The organism is Pedobacter sp. JCM 36344 (genome assembly GCF_046546555.1).
In the GTDB taxonomy this organism is placed as follows: Bacteria; Bacteroidota; Bacteroidia; order Sphingobacteriales; family Sphingobacteriaceae; genus Pedobacter.
The window spans coordinates 62,178-78,706 of the sequence record NZ_JBKHKK010000013.1; the positions used below are offsets into that span (position 1 = coordinate 62,178).

Below are 16,529 nucleotides of genomic sequence, written 5' to 3' on the forward strand. Positions count from 1 at the left end.
TATTATGCGATAAAAGCAATTAAGCATTCGCAAGTACCTCGATATATTTTACCTTTAATGCATTGGAAGCATCAAATAAAACCATAGCAGCAAAAGTGGCTACAAAAGCCATGTTCTTAGTTTGTGGAATAGGCATATCAAGCTGGGCACCAATGGTACCTTATGCAAAAGAACGACTCGCATTGAACGATGCAAACCTTGGACTTCTATTGCTCTTGCTTGGCGGTGGTGCTATTGCGATGATGCCGGTTACAGGAATACTGTCCCATAAGTTCGGCAGCAGAATCGTGATGCTTTGGTCAGCCATCCTGATTGCAGTTCTCTTACCACTACTCCTCTTCATAAACTCGATTTTTTGGATGGGAATTGCGCTGTTTGGTTTCGGTGCTGCCGTTGGTGCGATCGATGTAGCGATGAACGCCCATGCGGTGCAGGTTCAAAATAAGCATGGCAAGCCTATTATGTCTTCCTTCCATGGACTCTTTAGTGTCGGTGGTTTACTCGGTTCTTTAGGACTTGGCTTTCTAATCAAATTAGGTCTGCCCGCTCTGTTAGCAATCCTTTCTATTTCAGGAGCATTGCTGTTCATCGCTATAATAAATTACAGGAACCTATTTACGTTAGCAATGGAAAAAGAAGTGATGGCCAAATTTACTCCTAAAAAAACAGAAGGTCCTCCACAAAGGTTCTCTTGGTTAACAGGAAGCCTGCTTTTCCTAGGGTTGATGTGTTTTGCGGTATTCTTATCCGAGGGATCTATGCTGGATTGGAGTGCCCTTTTTTTACGGGAAAACCGGGGTATTGATCCTGAATTCGCAGGCATTGGGTATGCAGCCTTTTCCATAGCCATGGCAGTGATGCGACTTCTAGGGGATAAAATAATTATGAAACTCGATGGTCGAATAGTAGTTATTACTGGAGCGCTGGTCGCTTCCGGTGGACTTTTTTTGGTAGTTTTCAGTACTTGGTTACCAATTATACTTCTAGGCTTTGTGCTGCTTGGGGTGGGCGCAGCTAACATAGTTCCTATCTTTTTTAGCGAAGCAGGACGTTTAAAAAACGTTCCTGCTTCGGTCTCAATCCCTGTGGTTAGCGTAATGGGTTATACGGGCCAGTTGGCGGGACCTGCTTTACTAGGCTTTATTGCCTTTCACTATTCACTGGATGTAGCAATGGGGTTCACGGCCACGCTGCTGCTCCTTGTCGGGATATCTTATGCGATTAAAAGCGCAGGAAAAACAACTAACGCCGACTAATTATTTTGTGGCAATATCTATAGTACCCCCGTTTTTAAACAGATCATGAGACACAAAATATCCTTTATTCAATTTACCATCAACCTTGATCGAAGTAATCGCTCTCCCTTTTCCCGGCTTTTTGATCGTGATCATCTTTCCATTGCTTGATCTCCATTTCACTTCGTCAAACAGCGGCGCAGTTACCAGATACTCAGGATCGGTAGCAGAGAATGTATATAAGCCAAGAGCGCTGAATACATACCAGGCCGACATCTCGCCGGCATCATCCATTCCTGAAAGCGCTAATCCTTCCTTACCGATCCCATAAAGGTTATTCAAAATATTGTCAAGGATTTTTTGGGACTTCTCCGGTTTATTGATAAAATAGTACGCAAATGGTGCCTCATGGTCAGGCTGATTTCCATGGCAATATTGTCCTATCATGGTTTCCACGTTCCTGGCAATGTATTTTGGGTTCCATGGCAAAGTAAATAAGGAGTCTAGTTTGGATTCGAAACCTGTCGGACCCCCGTACAATTTAATTAAACCTGGCATATCATGAGGGGCAAAAAATGAAACTTGCCACGCATTTGCCTCCCTATACATATATTCATAGTAAGGATATTGAGGGTTAAATGGCTTTATCCAGTCTCCATTTGCCAATCTACCCCTCATGAATCTTGTTGCAGGATCAAACATGTTTTTGTAATTCTGAGATCTTGCCATAAGTGATTTGTAGTTTGCACTATCACCCAGTTTTTTAGCGATCTGCGCAAGGGAATAATCATCGTAAGAATACTCTAAAGTTTTGGAAACACCAGCATTAGCTTTTGTCTCCACATTTGGGCTGGCAACGTCAGGATCAGAGATAAATCCTTTCGCAATGTACTCGTCTATATGTGGCCTTGCTCCCGGCGAAATATTCGCATTTCGCAGGAGGATATTGTAAGTGCCTTTAACATCAAAGCCATCAATCCCTCTCAAATACGCTCCGGCTATCGATGACGCACCATGATCACCATGAAAAAATGTTGGGATGAATCCTGTTTTATCGCCGACATCTTTCATCGACTTGATCACATCAAGTGTAACTTTTGGTGAAATCAGACCCAGTAAAACATCCTTGTTACGATAAGTATCCCACAATGAGGGTTCTGTGTAATAGTTGAAATCCCCCTTTGAAACATTTTGCTTAGCGTCTGTGAACTCACCATTTACATCACTCCGAAGTGCAGGCCACAAGAACGAGCGATATAAGCAAGAGTAAAGCATTCCCTTTTGCTTTTCGGTTCCACCTTTTACCTGGATGGATGATAGCAAGGTTTCCCAAGTCTCATTTGCCTCCGTGCGAACCTGGTCAAAGGTTTTACCGGCTATCTCTGCTTCCAGATTGAGTTTTGCATTTTCGACACTTACGAAGGAAAGACCTATCTTAACCTCGACAGCTCCAGTCGAGCCATTAGCAAGATGCGCTATCGCGTATCCATTTTGCTTACCCTCCTCTTTTCTTTCCAATCTATCTACAGGAGTATTCAAAACTGCATAGAAATAGATCTTCCCTCCAGCTTGCTGAAAGCCTTTCAAAACGTTTTTCCCCTCCTGCTCTATAGTCCAATTGCCTACTCTATTGTTAGCTCTTGCAAGATCGAAAAGGATTTGTCTATCAGTATTATTTTTGTATTCATACTTATGGAATCCGCATCTCAAGGTTGAAGTTAGGCTTACGTTCACTTTGTAATCCTCTAAATAAACCTGATAAAAACCAGGTGATGAGCTTTCATTCTGATGAGAAAACTTAGAACCGAACTTCGCTTCAGGATTGGATAGCGGTAACAATGGAATATTACATAAGTTCCAGTGGCCTTTGTTGGTATGCGTAAAGCCATAAATCATATCATCTTCGTACTCATAACCAGCACCGGACCCATATTCTGTCATCGGACTTAATTGGACCATGGCGTTTGGAAGGGAACTGCCTGGAAAGGTCAAACCCGCCCAGGAACGCCATCCCTTCGGCAATTCATAGCCCAATATCTTCGGATCGGTTAGTGGCGCTGTACCGACGAAGGTATTTACGTATTTCGTGTACTTACCTATTTTCTGACCGTAAGAATAGCTGGCCAGTGTAAAAAGTAAGATAATTAGAGTAACTAGTTTTTGTGGTTGGTTGATTTGTTTCATTAATTCAAAAAATATTTTGTGTATATCGTAAATATAGAATCTTTGCACAAAATATTCCCTAAATCTTTATTATTTAAGCTTAACTGGCTTACCTTCAAGCTACAGACTGGTAAGTTGCTTCCATGATAACCTAGTCTCGTAAACCTTTGTTAATTTAAAAAGGTTCACTGACTATTTTTGAAAGATTTCAGGGCATTTTCGTATAAAATACACTGGAGTACAACTTCAGGCATGACAATAACTATTGATCGGAAAGAAGTTGTACGGAGAAAGTTTATCGTTATCAGTATCATAAGCTTCCCAAAAAGTATCCGCACCTTTTGCAATCATCCCGCCCCAGTAAGTTTCTACAAGTTTTAGACTTTCAACTTACCTTCAATTGAATCATCTAAGGTTTTGCCAATTGCAGCTCCTAACATCATTTTTACACCCGCAACAAAGTTACCATGTTTATTATCCCAGTAATATCCATTTGACGGAACTACTTTAAGTAAGGCAATCCTTGGATCATCCTCTCCTTCTGTAAACCATGTTTTTAAGATAGGATTCCACAACTCTTTGATTTTCGCCTCATTGTTGTGAATTGTAGCATCTGCAGTTAAATACAAAAAGTCTGCATGTTTAGATCCCTGAAAGTAAAGCTTAACTCTTGAATCTAATAACACTTCCTGATAAGTATGACTGTCGTTCGCTATCATTATCCATAGATTGCCTTCTTCATCGGCCTGCTGAATACTCATTGGTCTAACCCCTGCAGAGGGACCCGTTGCTGGCTCTGTACAGAAGAAGCAGGTATCAGATTCTTGAATCTGGTCTTTGATCTTCTTCCAGGCACCCTGGGCACTCAAGTTTTCTTTGTTCTCTTCCGGTTGATTTTGATTAATGCTGTCCATAATAATATGTGTTGTGTTGGTGCCATAATCTAACAATGATTTCTTGCAAATGTTTGTAGGATTCTCGGCACAACGTTTGTTACGCTGTAAGGGTCATTAGCTTGACTAAATCATCTACCTATGATTTACATTATTATGAAAAAAAAGAGCATTTATATTGTGGAAGACAATAAAGATATTGGTTTCATACTCCAATATTTTTTAAGCGATGAGGGTTTCGATGTGGAGCTTTTCGAAACCTCGGCAGCTTTCCACACCCGTCTACTTTTAAAAGTTCCTGATCTTTTTCTCCTTGATGTTATGCTTCCGGACGGGGACGGATTGGAGATCTGTTCTGAAATTAAACATGATAGTTGTTACAAGGAAAAGCCTGTTCTTCTGATGTCAGCACACCTTCCTTCAGAATTTGAAAGAAGTAAGTCTTGTGCCAACAGCTTCATTGCTAAACCTTTTGATCTTTTCGTAATTTTAAATCGTGTAAATGAATTTCTGCCTGCCGCATAAACTTAGCTCCCTGATACATGGAAAGTCACATTGAAAACTACGAACGAGAAGAAACGACTGGTAACCGGACTACTCGATGATGATTCATAGCAACGCGCTTCAATACGTTCTCGATCAATATGGCGTCTCAGCAGAGCCAGATCAAATAACTCCTTTCGGCACAGGATTAATCAACTGCACATGGAAAGTGAACAGCATTACTGGCACCTATATATTACAGCGAATCAATACCAACGTTTTTAAATCTCCAGAACGTATCGACCATAACCTTTCATTGATAAAAACATATCTAAGTGAAAGCAATCCAGAATATATTTTCGCTGGACCAACAGTTACACTCGACGGGCGCATATCGGTCGCCCACAATGATGAAGTATATAGAGTTCAACCTTTCATCTCTGGTTCATATACGTTAGATTCAGTTACTTCAGCGGGTCAAGCCTATCAGGCTGCAAAGCAGTTCGCAAAGTTCAGTAGGCTCCTCAAAGATTTGAAAACCGATAACTTTGCCTACCCATTAGAAAATTTTCATAACCTCGATCTACGTGTAACACAGTTCAATAAAGCCTTAGAAAACGCCCAAGAAGAACGGATCACGCTGGCAACCTCAGAAATTCATAAGGTTAAAAACTATATGGATATTGCTTTTCGCTATAATCAAATTGTTGAAGAGAAACTCATACCGCTAAGAATAATTCATCACGACACAAAAATCAGCAACGTATTATTTGATCATAACGATAATGGGCTTTGTGTGATAGATTTAGACACGGTGATGCCTGGATTCTTTATTAGTGACGTTGGCGATATGATGCGTACCTACCTATCCGAATCTACCGAGGAAGAACAGGATTTCGATATGATCACTGTTAGAAAAGAAGTTTTTAACCAGATCTGCAGGGGATACCTGGAAGAAATGGGCGAAGAAATGACCGCGGTGGAACGAGAACTATTCTTATACAGCGGTAGATTTATGATCTATATGCAAGCTGTTAGGTTCTTGACAGATTTTCTGAATGGAGATGTTTACTACCCAATCAAATATCCGTTACATAACCTCAAGCGTGCTGGAAATCAAATAAAATTACTCCAGCGCTATATGGATTTGGAATTGGAGTTTATCTAGAATCCGCTGTCATCCAACGCAAAGGTATTCTTTCTATCCTTCCATTTACCCTTTGTAAAATCCGGGAACTTCTGCGGCATATTGCCTTCTTTAAGAGACTTGGTAGATAAAGGCGTGATCACACTCATAGTTACGGAATCGTAGACGTCAATTGGTGTTTGTTTCTTTTGTTTAACTGCCTCGACAAAGCCGTTAAACACAAACCAATCCATTCCACCATGTCCTGCGCTTACAGCTTCTTTCTCGTACTTTTTCCAAAGCGGGTGATCGTACTTATCGAACCATTCTTGTGCAGGATCCCATACATCGTTATTTTTAGCCTGCTTTTCTATGTAAACTGACTTGTTGACATCCATCCAGATTCCATTTGTTCCCTGCACCCTAAATCCAAGAGAATAAGGCCTCGGCAAATGGGTATCATGACTTAACAAAACAGTTTCTCCATTTGCACAGTTAATCATGGTAGTAGTGATATCACCGTTCTTGTAGTTTATCTTGGCATTCGGATGTCCCGGAGATAGCTCTTCCACATAGGCTGCAAGCCCCCTGGCTTTGGAACTAAACGAAACAAGATTAGTAAAGCTATTACCTCTATTGATGTTTGCATACTGCAGAATTGGACCTGCTCCATGCGTTGGATATAGATCACCGTCCTGATCAACATTAAACTGAGTTCGCCATTGCGCCTCACTTACGGCTTTAGGCCCAAACTCTACTCCACCACCGTAATATTTCTTTCCATCGTTAAAAAGAACTTGTCTAAGATTGTGCTGGTAACCACCTTCTAAATGTAGAAGTTCACCAAACAACCCTTTACGTACCATATTCAAAGCCGCCATAACATCTCGTCTATAACAAACATTTTCCAACGTCATGTAAGGCATCTTGGTTTTTTCAGAAGTATTAACAATGTCCCAGTGGTCGGCTACAGTTAGTCCTGCGATGACTTCACAACCAACATACTTGCCAGCATTCATAGCATATATAGCCTGATCTTTATGGAACTGCCATGGTGTGGCAATAATTACCGCATCAAGATCCTTCCTATCCAGCAACTTCTTAAAGGCGTCCAAACCCCCAGTATATTCCTTGGCAGCAGGTCGCCCATTTTTAGCAATAAAGGATCTGCATATGCTCAGAGAGTTTTCCTGGGTGTCACAAATCGCAACAACTTCTACATCATCCCTGAGTACGCCCTCAGAAATATGACTCATTCCTCTTGCGCCTACTCCAATATAACCCAATCTTACTTTTCCGTTATCTACGGCGAATAACCTTCCAGTTGGTAAAATTGAAAATCCGGCTGTAGCAACCGATCCCTGTTTGATGAATGTTCTGCGTTCCATAAATCAATAATACCATTTTTTAGAAATAAATCCAATTCCTGACTTCCATTAGTTTTTTATAACTTTACGTATAAATTAAATCGCCATGAAATCCAAACTGTTATTACTTACCCTATTAATTACCATGGCTGGCTTAAACGCATTCAGTCAGCAACCTGCAGCTACATTGCAAAGTAACCCATGGTCAACAACTCAGCTCCTTCAACCTGCGGCGTTAGTTACCATGATGAAGACCGGAAAGGTGTTGGTCTACAATATCGGGGTGGCAGAAGATATTGAGGGTGCCACACACATAGGAGCAGCAAGCAAACAAGAAAAGCTTGAACTTTTTAAGAAAGCCATCAAAGGAATTTCGAAAGATAAAACGGTTGTGATCTATTGTGGATGCTGTCCAATGGATAAATGTCCCAACATTCGCCCTGCATTTCGAGCGATAAAAGATGCCCGCATCCAGAAGGCATACCTACTAAATTTGCCCACTAATCTTAAAACAGATTGGATAGGCAAAGGATTCCAGTTGGCTGAGAAGCAATTCTAGTCCCACTCTTACTAATTCTTCGTAATGTACCGCTTAACGGCAATATCAGCGATCCACTTTTTGATATACCGCTGCTTCGCAAGCAAAACAACATCAGCAAATGTCAATTAGCGTTCTTCAAAGCGTTGAAGATACCGATAATATCTTCTAAGCCGTGGTTGGAAGCCGCAGACTGGTAGCTATCTAGGGCCGTCTTACCTAAAGGATAATTTAGGCCGATATCTTCCGCAAGCTTTAAGTCCTTGACAATATTATTCAAGCTAAATGCTGGCTTAAAATTACCTCTCACAATAGCCTCACCTTTAATTTTTATAAAGGGACTTGCCAACGCACTGTTGTTTAAGACATTCATCAATTCAGACTTATCTACTTGCAAATCCTCCGCAAAACGCATTGCCTCTGCCAATGCCTGAGCCTGAATGGCAAGGAAGGTATTCACAATCAACTTAACACGGTTTCCGGCAGCAACATCTCCAAAACGAATGGCGAGTTTTCCAATGGTTTCCAGAACAGGCTTAACTTTTTCAAAGACCTGGGCGTCCCCACCAGCAATAATAACCAATGTGGCTTCCGTAGCTTGCTTTACACTTCCTGAAACAGGAGCATCCAGGTAATGATTGCCTTGCTGACTGCAAAGCGCCTGCATATGAATGCTAATTCCAGGAGACACAGTACTCATATTAATGATCGTTTTTCCCTGGTTTTGACTTGAGAGCAAACCATTTGCTCCTTCAAAGATTTCATTTATTGCTTTGTCGTCCGTCACCATGATGATAACGATGTCCACCTTAGACATCAACTCAGCTGGACTACCTGCAAGAACGGCTCCTTGATCTTGCAATGTTTGCGCTTTATCTGGATTTCTGTTATAAACGGTTAATTCATAACCACTTTTTATTAGTGAGTTTGCCATAGGAATACCCATCGTCCCAAGCCCAATCCATCCTATTGTTAATTTTGTCATATATATTTTTTTTTAACGTAACGACAGAGAAGTTGTTTTTAATCCTTCATTAGCCCGGTGAATAATAACTGCCCTACAAATTCCTTTGCTATCAGTCTCAAACGCAATACCTGTCAATCTATCATATATTTCCAACACTACTTCACCATCAGTAACGTCGGTGAGTTTTGTAATGGAATACTTTTTTGTATTGCTTCCAATGCGGAGGAAACACCTATCCCATCAGTGGTTTTGAATGCCGATGAAGTGACACAAATTTGCTGAATTATGGCAACAGGGTTTTCGCCTATATCTCTCACAGTGTAAATTGATGTCGCGTACGACTTCGATCACTACCGTTTGAACAGGCGGTTAAAAACGCGATCGTTAAAATTGCAGGAAACATTTTTTTCATTGGTTTCATCTGGAATGATTTTTCTGCCAAGGTAGGAAGTTCATGCTTTTCATCCAAAATATAACCTAATAATTGGTCGAGCTGTCCACTCTACCATTCGGTGTCCTAATCTTCAAGTTTTCAATTATCTAAGAATTCGGAATAACTTTTGGATAACGCGGTATTTCTTGTTGCGTAAATGATGAGAAAGAGGTAAACAGCGAAATAATAGGTAGCTTCTTAATCATCACTGTGAAATATTCTAAATGGGTATTTAAATTCCAAATACGGCACAAACTTTGATTTATATCCATTGACCACTATTATTGAAAACTTTCCACCAACCGAACTTATGAAACCTGCTTTTAAAACACTGTACTACCTTGAAAATGGAAGCTTGAGTATCCTTGAAATTAAGCGCACCGATTTGTCCGAAGATGCTGATATCTCTGATGTTTATAAATGGTTGCAGGTCGATAAGTTCTCATTCCAAGTATCATTACTGTCGTTCCGCTCCATGGATTCTTCCGACAATGTTGAAGAGCGGTTTTTTGATCAGGGATATTTGAAAATCAACAAAGACGAGGGGACTTTCATAGAGAAATTTAATTCAGGTCTTCATAATTTAAAGAATCAATCTAACAGAGAAATACCCTCGGAAGTGCAGGTCGCTGTGGAAGCATTTCTGAATTGATCCAATAACAAAAAATCTTAACGTTATTTCTTTTTTAACTTCGATTCTTTAGGGACGCAGTTTGGAACCTGTTTGCCGTCTTTATGTTTCATCCCTACCTGTTTGTGGTTTTTCCAACAAGGGTCTTTATCTGCTTTTTTCTCAGCCATGATATTGATAGTTTATACTATAAAAAACCTTCAAGCTGTAATTTTGTTTTAAAATTCAAATTAACAATAAATTACTGATAATGACCCCACCAAAAGATAAACCGGTAGTTGAAGACAAAGAAGTACCCTCAGACCAGGATAATATTGAAAGGGATGAAGCAGTAGCAGAAACCGAAATGGAGAAGGATGCCTCATCCGACTTAAATGTCAACAATTCGGAAATTGGTTTAAATAAAGATCAGGGCGAAGAATTCCTTTAGACCCTTCGCTGCCGTTCCATGAAGCGCGGCACCCTTACCTTTTCTCGAACTGAGCTTTTAGCGCTTGTATTTCCCTTAGCGCTTCGGCTATTCCGAACCGCTGCTTTTTAAGCATTTCTAAATGATCCTCATGAGAAGGATAATCTATGATACATCGATCATACTTTTCTATAGCAGCCTGTTCACCAGTATCAATTGCACCTAATATAGCTACATCATCTTTACTGGTAAATATTTGCTTAAAATCCATCCAGGTTCTATGTAATGAGCCCATGACGCCACCATCATTGTTATGGGAATCACCTCCATGAACTGATATGTGATCCTTCAATTCCTGAGCATAACTTACGCGTTGTGCTGAAAGTTTTAAAAACACACCCTGAAGTTCAATACTCTCGGTAGCTTTACTTGCATGATCATACCCTTCTTTACCATCGTTGCAGATATTTATCAATCCTTCCAGATCGTTGATTATCTCTTTACTATTTTCCATGTTTTGTTAGATTAATGTTGGATACATTATAAAACTTCTTAGCTGCAGAATAGTTTTTCATCTTGATTCTTTCCGTAGCTTTTAACATTTAAATAATAAAAAAGCTAATAATTAAACATCAAACCGACTCAAATTGTCCAAGGTATTCTTCAAAAGTCATCATAAAGATTGATTGCTACTTTAATACCCCCCTTCATGAAAAGTCTCCTTCATTGAATGCAGCATCCTGATTAAGGCCGACGCTACTGATTAGTTTGTTTAGCAAATTAAACCGTTGACCATTTATCCAACGACCTGAATGCTACTTTCAGTTTCCAAAAGCATCTTTATACCATTTCTAACTACATTATGATCTTCTGCCAGAAGTATTTTTAACATGGGCTATGTATTCTGTAGCCTGGGGATGTTTTAACCAATTGTTAAGGAGTTCCTGAGCCAATCTAAAAACATACAATTGAACCTCTTTACTGAGAGCTTCAACAGTCATATCCACATACTCATTATTTTTCTTTACAAAATAGCGCTCAAGGCGATCAGGAGAAACTTCAAAAACGACGTTAGAGAAGCAAAATCCAGTCCTTCCATGTTCGATGTTTCCAAATGTAGTTTACGTAATAGAGATAATCTGGCAGTTGATGTAAGGCGATTCTCCTTTCTATCCTGCGAGTGATGGTATTCTGCTTATATAAAGTAAAATCATGACCAGTTTGTGAGCGCAGTAACATCAGGATCTTTTACAGATGACTCTGGTTGTTTCCTTCGTTAACTGACTCTTCAAAGATTGATTCATACATCGCAGAATGGTTAAAGTACTGCATCGATCCTCTATCTATACTTTTCGCCACATTACGTTTAATCAGTATAATTTAATTCTCCTCATAAAGTTAATGGTCAAATTAAAGCTTAACCTCATATCTCAGTTTGCGGAAGTGTGTTTTGCGCATATTCTGAGGGTGACATTCCAAACTGCTTCGCAAATGACCGACCGAATTGTGCTTGTGAGCTAAACCCAGTCTCACTCGCGATTTGTTGTATTTTTAAATCAGAATGTATTAGCAGTTCAGCAGCCTTTTTCAGACGCGTGATATTGATCAACTCATTTGGCGTTAAATTGGATATGGCTTTAACCTTCCTGTAAAACGTAGCCCTACTCATATTCAAGCTTTCTGCCAGCTGATCTACGTCCATACTTGTATCCGAAAGATGGTCCAATATAAAATCATTAAGTTTATTCAGCAGTACCTGATCCGGTTTTGACTGCGTGATAGTTATCAAATGCGTGAACGAATCTGCCTTTGCCTGATAAATCTCACGTTCCTTTTGATACTCCAGCGCTTCGACTTTACGCTTATTCGCTGCCAGCCGTCTCTTATCCAAATATCGAATACCAAACCAAGTCATTACAGCTAAACTGAAAACATATAATGCATAAGCCAAATAGGTTTTCCAAAAAGGCGGGGAAATAACAATTACCAGTTTTGTTGGCTCCTTGCTCCAAATGCCACTACTATTAGCAGCAAGAACAATAAACAAGTAAGTCCCGGGCGACAATTTCGTATAAAAGACTCTCCTGTTCTTATCCAAATGGGTATAGCCTTTATCTAAACCTTCTAATTTGAACTCGTACTGGGCGGTTTCGTAATCGGTGTAAGCTAATGCGGCGAAGTCGATACTAAACGTAGATTGATCATAATCCAATTCGACTTGATCAGAATAAGTAATAGATTTAGTTAAAATGGAACCGTCAATCGAAATCTCCTTATTAAATACCTGGAAACCTGTAATATAAACATTCGGACTTAAAGTATTTGTAGTGAATGAGGAGGGATTGAAAGCTATCATCCCAGTCACACTTCCAAAATACAGTTTGCCCTTAGTATCAAGGTATGAAGATTTATAGTTAAACTGATCGCTTAGAAGCCCACTAGCCTTCGTATAAACCTTAATTCGTTGTTTAACGGCTTTAGGATCAAATGAAACCAAGCCTTTTGCCGTACTTACCCAAAGCATACCGTTTATATCCTGTTCAATCCTGTAAAACACATTACTGGGAAAGCCATCCTTTGTTCCGTATTTACTAAAAGATTTGCTTTTAGAATCAAGCTTATTGAGTCCGTTTTCTGTAGTTACCCAAAGCGTATTTTCCCGGTCAATAAACAATGAGTTGATGAAATTATCGCTTATATTTCCCTCATCACCAGAAACCATCCTGTATTCTCCTTGCTCCTTGGTAATTGGATTATAATAATGAAGACCATTGCCGATCGTCCCACCCCAAATTGTACCAGAGGCATCTTCCAAAAGACTCATGTAATGAAAGTTCGGGGGGAAACCCCCGACAGGAAGAAAGCTATTTGCTTTACGGTTAAAACTTACCAAACCATTTGAAGTTCCCAAAAGTATCAGTCCATTTTTCGTTTTATAGATAGATTCTACAAAATTGCTCTTGATATCAGTCGGTCCAGTTCCTTTATCATAATGCCTGATTACTTTGCCAGTCGGGATGTCTAAAACATCTAATCCTTGCTCATAAGTTCCTATCCAGAGCTCATTATCTATTGCCAGAATTCCGTGAATATTAGTATGGGCTATACTGTATTCACCAGGGCCGGGCATAAATTGCTGGATTTTGCCTGCAGAACTGATCTTATTCAAACCAGCATCTTCAGTCGCAACCCAAAGGTTACCATATTTATCGGAAGTAATTTCCCGCACCGCGTTTCCACTAATTGGAAACCTGCCGCTTCCAGGGAAAAATTTCTCGAAGGCAGTGAATGGCTTAGGATAGTAGTTTACACCACCAAAATAGGTGCCAGCCCACACACCACCCTCTTTGTCCCTTGCGAAAGTGTAGACTGCATTGTCTGACAAAGCATAAGGATTGTCGTGATCCTTTTTTTGTTGGGTATATTTCCCAGTCGAAAGATCATAAACAAAGATTCCTGATTCTGTGGCAAACCAGTACACATCACCTTCATAATGAATGAATTCTTTTGCGAATACTGCCGTCTGATCGGGATTGTAAGTTAAGATATCTTTATATTTCAGACTTTTCAGATCGAATAATTTTACCCCTTGATGGGAAGTCCCAACCAGAATGGAATTGCGTTTTGTGAGGTAGATGCGATCTATCCAATGTCCATTCACCGACTTGGAGTGATTAAATAAGTTAAAGGACCTAAAGTTATCATATCCAGTAACATATTGCTTCAAATACCCCTCACTTGTAGAAACCCAAAGGGAATTGTCGACGTTTAATAACATAGAAGAAACCCTAAAATCCTGTTTTTCCGAAAAGAGTTTTAACTCCTTTGTTTTCTTGTTGAAGCTATGAACTTGTCCATCAAATAGTAGATAAATATGCCCCTGTTTATCGCCCATGATATCAATGATGTACTTATTGCGCGTTCCAGAGATAAGTGTAAAACGTTGTAATGTATCGTTGTACTGATACAAACCCTTGGATGTGCCAACCCAGAGCGTCTGCTGTGGGTCTTCGTACAAGCAAAAATTCACATTACTTCCAATGGAAGTACTATCCAATGGATCATTCCTAAAGATCTTAAAATTATATCCATCAAAGCGATTCAACCCGTCCTTGGTTGCAAACCACATGAAACCTTTTGAATCCTGAAGGATGCTGAAAACAGAATTGTAGGATAGTCCTTGCTCTACCTGATAATGACGGAAATCGTAGGACTGACTGCTAACTTTAGTAGTTAGCAGCACCAGGAGCAATAAAAGTCTAAGCAAGCATTTCACCGGCACCAAATTAGCATATTCCTATCATATTGAGACAAATTGCCTAACATTTGAGCCGATTTGTAAAATCGTAATCGCTTACTTTGGATTAACAATTATGGCCATCAGCCATAAGAACACACTTTATTAACCAAATAACATTTTATGAAATTAGTATCCTATTTTATTGGATTATGTGTCGCACAAACATTGTCAGTTTCGCTGACGACAGGTACACAAGCTCAAACCTGGAAACCTGTAGCTGGAAAAATTTCTACTCCCTGGGCAGAAAAGTTAAATCCTGCAAGTCCCCTTCCAGAGTATCCACGACCACATTTGGTGAGAAAAAACAACTGGAAAAACCTGAATGGTCTTTGGGATTATGCAATCACAACTAAAGATGAAGCTGCTCCAAAAGCCTATCAGGGAAAAATTTTGGTTCCCTTTGCAGTAGAGTCTTCCCTTTCAGGAGTTGGCAAAAGCATAACTAAAGACAACCTGCTTTGGTACAAGACTTCTTTCGTAATACCATCTAACATGAAGAACAGCGTATTGTTACATTTTGGTGCGGTAGACTGGAAAACAGACCTCTGGTTAAACGGCATTAAAGTAGGCACCCACGAAGGCGGATTCGATCCATTCTCGTTCGACATCACTGCATTCATTAAGAAGGGTGGCAAGCAGGAATTGGTATTAAGCGTTTGGGATCCAACAGACGGCGGTCCGCAACCAAGAGGTAAACAATTAATGAAACCTGAAGGTATCTGGTACACCCCAGTATCAGGGATTTGGCAAACCGTATGGTTGGAAGGAGTAGCTAAAACCTACATTGCTTCAACTAAACAAACGCCAGATATAGATGCTAAAACAATTTCTGTATCAGCAATCTTGGAAAGTGCTCAAACTGGAGATATGTTAAGAATCACTGCGTTTGATGGCAGCGTTAAAGTTGGCGAGGCACAAGTGACAGCGACCGAGACAGCAGCTTTAAGCGTTCCAAACCCTAAATTATGGTCGCCGAACACTCCTTTCCTTTACGATCTAAAAGTAGCAATTATTCGAAACGGTAAAGTTGTGGATGAGATCGGTAGCTACTTTGCGATGCGCAAATCATCAATTGGACCTGATAAAAACGGTACGCAAAGAATGTTATTAAACAACGAATTTGTATTTCAATACGGCCCATTAGATCAGGGATGGTGGCCAGACGGTTTGTATACCGCTCCCACAACCGAGGCATTGATATTTGATATCATCAAAACGAAAGAGATGGGCTTCAATATGATCCGTAAACACATTAAAGTAGAACCGGCTCTTTGGTATTACAACTGTGATAAATTAGGAATACTGGTTTGGCAGGATATGCCGAGTGGTGACTTGGGTAACCGATGGGAACCAAACCTTGGACAAATGGGCGGAACTGATAAAAACCGTACTCTAGCGTCTGAGGAGATTTACCGTAAAGAATGGAATAAGATCATGGATGACCTCTATAACTTTCCAAGTATAGTTGTTTGGACACCGTTTAACGAAGCATGGGGACAATTTAAGACTAAAGAAATTGCAGAATGGACTAAACAGAAAGACCCTTCACGCCTGGTGAACAGCGCGAGCGGTGGTAATCACGTAATCACTGGAGACATTGTTGATTTGCACCACTATCCAAATCCTGAAATGCCGAGACCAGATTTATTCGGCCCGACACATGCAATTGTTTTAGGAGAATTTGGCGGACTAGGCCTCCCTATTAAAGACCATACGTGGTTGCAAGATAAAAACTGGGGTTACCAGACATTTAAGACGGCCGACGAACTGTTCGATAAATATGCATCATTCATGGTGACTATGGAAGGTCTCATCAAAAAAGGCTTATCTGCAGCTGTTTACACACAAACAACTGATGTAGAGAATGAGACCAACGGATTCATGACGTACGACAGAAAAGTGATTAAAGTACCGGTAGAAAGGCTGAAAGGCGTTACAAATAAACTATACAACAAATCATTAGTAGAGCTGAAATAAGCATTAA

15 protein-coding genes are annotated in these 16,529 nt (G+C 40.1%); 7 read left to right on the forward strand and 8 right to left on the reverse strand.

Annotation, left to right across the window (positions count from 1 at the left end):
• The first annotated feature begins 62 nt into the window (after positions 1 to 62).
• Positions 63 to 1,256 carry an MFS transporter gene (locus ACHFIZ_RS13320; protein WP_410886642.1) on the forward strand — a complete coding sequence of 398 codons (1,194 nt, stop codon included), beginning with the start codon at positions 63 to 65 and terminating at the stop codon, positions 1,254 to 1,256.
• On the opposite strand, the gene ACHFIZ_RS13325 is transcribed toward ACHFIZ_RS13320, so the two are convergent.
• Positions 1,257 to 3,419, reverse strand: coding sequence for a GH92 family glycosyl hydrolase (locus ACHFIZ_RS13325; RefSeq protein WP_410886644.1), 2,163 nt, complete (start codon positions 3,417 to 3,419; stop codon positions 1,257 to 1,259).
• A gap of 356 nt (positions 3,420 to 3,775) precedes the next feature.
• Positions 3,776 to 4,312 (reverse strand): pyridoxamine 5'-phosphate oxidase family protein, encoded by a 537-nt coding sequence (locus ACHFIZ_RS13330; RefSeq protein WP_410886646.1) that lies wholly within the window; start codon positions 4,310 to 4,312, stop codon positions 3,776 to 3,778.
• 120 nt (positions 4,313 to 4,432) lie between these two features.
• Between ACHFIZ_RS13330 and ACHFIZ_RS13335 the strand changes: the two genes are divergently transcribed.
• Entirely contained in the window at positions 4,433 to 4,816 is a 384-nt protein-coding gene (locus ACHFIZ_RS13335) for a response regulator transcription factor (RefSeq protein WP_410886648.1), read from the forward strand.
• A 76-nt stretch (positions 4,817 to 4,892) separates the two neighbouring features.
• Positions 4,893 to 5,942 carry a phosphotransferase enzyme family protein gene (locus ACHFIZ_RS13340; protein ID WP_410886650.1) on the forward strand — a complete coding sequence of 350 codons (1,050 nt, stop codon included), beginning with the start codon at positions 4,893 to 4,895 and terminating at the stop codon, positions 5,940 to 5,942.
• On the opposite strand, the gene ACHFIZ_RS13345 is transcribed toward ACHFIZ_RS13340, so the two are convergent.
• Positions 5,939 to 7,288, reverse strand: coding sequence for a Gfo/Idh/MocA family protein (locus ACHFIZ_RS13345; protein WP_410886652.1), 1,350 nt, complete (start codon positions 7,286 to 7,288; stop codon positions 5,939 to 5,941). The genes ACHFIZ_RS13340 and ACHFIZ_RS13345 overlap by 4 nt on opposite strands.
• A gap of 85 nt (positions 7,289 to 7,373) precedes the next feature.
• Here ACHFIZ_RS13345 and ACHFIZ_RS13350 point away from each other — a divergent pair, with 85 nt between their 5' ends.
• The gene (locus ACHFIZ_RS13350) at positions 7,374 to 7,826 is read left to right on the forward strand and encodes a rhodanese-like domain-containing protein (protein ID WP_410886654.1); all 453 of its coding nucleotides are present in this window, start codon (positions 7,374 to 7,376) and stop codon (positions 7,824 to 7,826) included.
• 103 nt (positions 7,827 to 7,929) lie between these two features.
• On the opposite strand, the gene ACHFIZ_RS13355 is transcribed toward ACHFIZ_RS13350, so the two are convergent.
• Entirely contained in the window at positions 7,930 to 8,790 is an 861-nt protein-coding gene (locus tag ACHFIZ_RS13355) for an NAD(P)-dependent oxidoreductase (protein WP_410886656.1), read from the reverse strand.
• Between the two features lie 725 nt (positions 8,791 to 9,515).
• Between ACHFIZ_RS13355 and ACHFIZ_RS13360 the strand changes: the two genes are divergently transcribed.
• Positions 9,516 to 9,857 carry a hypothetical protein gene (locus ACHFIZ_RS13360; RefSeq protein ID WP_410886658.1) on the forward strand — a complete coding sequence of 114 codons (342 nt, stop codon included), beginning with the start codon at positions 9,516 to 9,518 and terminating at the stop codon, positions 9,855 to 9,857.
• A 23-nt stretch (positions 9,858 to 9,880) separates the two neighbouring features.
• Here the strand turns inward: ACHFIZ_RS13360 and ACHFIZ_RS13365 are convergent, their stop codons facing one another.
• Positions 9,881 to 10,006, reverse strand: coding sequence for a hypothetical protein (locus tag ACHFIZ_RS13365; RefSeq protein ID WP_410886660.1), 126 nt, complete (start codon positions 10,004 to 10,006; stop codon positions 9,881 to 9,883).
• Positions 10,007 to 10,086: 80 nt separating this feature from the next.
• Between ACHFIZ_RS13365 and ACHFIZ_RS13370 the strand changes: the two genes are divergently transcribed.
• The gene (locus ACHFIZ_RS13370; RefSeq protein WP_410886662.1) at positions 10,087 to 10,266 is read left to right on the forward strand and encodes a hypothetical protein; all 180 of its coding nucleotides are present in this window, start codon (positions 10,087 to 10,089) and stop codon (positions 10,264 to 10,266) included.
• Positions 10,267 to 10,300: 34 nt separating this feature from the next.
• On the opposite strand, the gene ACHFIZ_RS13375 is transcribed toward ACHFIZ_RS13370, so the two are convergent.
• From ACHFIZ_RS13375 to ACHFIZ_RS13385, 3 genes are all read right to left on the reverse strand, one after another.
• Positions 10,301 to 10,759 carry a ferritin-like domain-containing protein gene (locus ACHFIZ_RS13375; RefSeq protein ID WP_410886664.1) on the reverse strand — a complete coding sequence of 153 codons (459 nt, stop codon included), beginning with the start codon at positions 10,757 to 10,759 and terminating at the stop codon, positions 10,301 to 10,303.
• 557 nt (positions 10,760 to 11,316) lie between these two features.
• Positions 11,317 to 11,484: a hypothetical protein gene (locus ACHFIZ_RS13380; RefSeq protein WP_410886666.1), complete on the reverse strand. Its 168-nt coding sequence runs from the start codon at positions 11,482 to 11,484 to the stop codon at positions 11,317 to 11,319.
• 184 nt (positions 11,485 to 11,668) lie between these two features.
• Positions 11,669 to 14,521 carry a two-component regulator propeller domain-containing protein gene (locus ACHFIZ_RS13385; RefSeq protein WP_410886668.1) on the reverse strand — a complete coding sequence of 951 codons (2,853 nt, stop codon included), beginning with the start codon at positions 14,519 to 14,521 and terminating at the stop codon, positions 11,669 to 11,671.
• 144 nt (positions 14,522 to 14,665) lie between these two features.
• Between ACHFIZ_RS13385 and ACHFIZ_RS13390 the strand changes: the two genes are divergently transcribed.
• The gene (locus ACHFIZ_RS13390; protein ID WP_410886670.1) at positions 14,666 to 16,522 is read left to right on the forward strand and encodes a glycoside hydrolase family 2 protein; all 1,857 of its coding nucleotides are present in this window, start codon (positions 14,666 to 14,668) and stop codon (positions 16,520 to 16,522) included.
• The last annotated feature ends 7 nt before the right edge of the window (positions 16,523 to 16,529 follow it).

Coding starts and splice junctions, on each gene's coding strand:
- ACHFIZ_RS13325 (WP_410886644.1), bottom strand. CDS start 3,419: ATGAAACAAATCAACCAACCACAAAAACTAGTTACTCTAATTATCTTA.
- ACHFIZ_RS13330 (WP_410886646.1), bottom strand. CDS start 4,312: ATGGACAGCATTAATCAAAATCAACCGGAAGAGAACAAAGAAAACTTG.
- ACHFIZ_RS13335 (WP_410886648.1), top strand. CDS start 4,433: ATGATTTACATTATTATGAAAAAAAAGAGCATTTATATTGTGGAAGAC.
- ACHFIZ_RS13340 (WP_410886650.1), top strand. CDS start 4,893: ATGATGATTCATAGCAACGCGCTTCAATACGTTCTCGATCAATATGGC.
- ACHFIZ_RS13345 (WP_410886652.1), bottom strand. CDS start 7,288: ATGGAACGCAGAACATTCATCAAACAGGGATCGGTTGCTACAGCCGGA.
- ACHFIZ_RS13350 (WP_410886654.1), top strand. CDS start 7,374: ATGAAATCCAAACTGTTATTACTTACCCTATTAATTACCATGGCTGGC.
- ACHFIZ_RS13355 (WP_410886656.1), bottom strand. CDS start 8,790: ATGACAAAATTAACAATAGGATGGATTGGGCTTGGGACGATGGGTATT.
- ACHFIZ_RS13360 (WP_410886658.1), top strand. CDS start 9,516: ATGAAACCTGCTTTTAAAACACTGTACTACCTTGAAAATGGAAGCTTG.
- ACHFIZ_RS13365 (WP_410886660.1), bottom strand. CDS start 10,006: ATGGCTGAGAAAAAAGCAGATAAAGACCCTTGTTGGAAAAACCACAAA.
- ACHFIZ_RS13370 (WP_410886662.1), top strand. CDS start 10,087: ATGACCCCACCAAAAGATAAACCGGTAGTTGAAGACAAAGAAGTACCC.
- ACHFIZ_RS13375 (WP_410886664.1), bottom strand. CDS start 10,759: ATGGAAAATAGTAAAGAGATAATCAACGATCTGGAAGGATTGATAAAT.
- ACHFIZ_RS13380 (WP_410886666.1), bottom strand. CDS start 11,484: ATGTTACTGCGCTCACAAACTGGTCATGATTTTACTTTATATAAGCAG.
- ACHFIZ_RS13390 (WP_410886670.1), top strand. CDS start 14,666: ATGAAATTAGTATCCTATTTTATTGGATTATGTGTCGCACAAACATTG.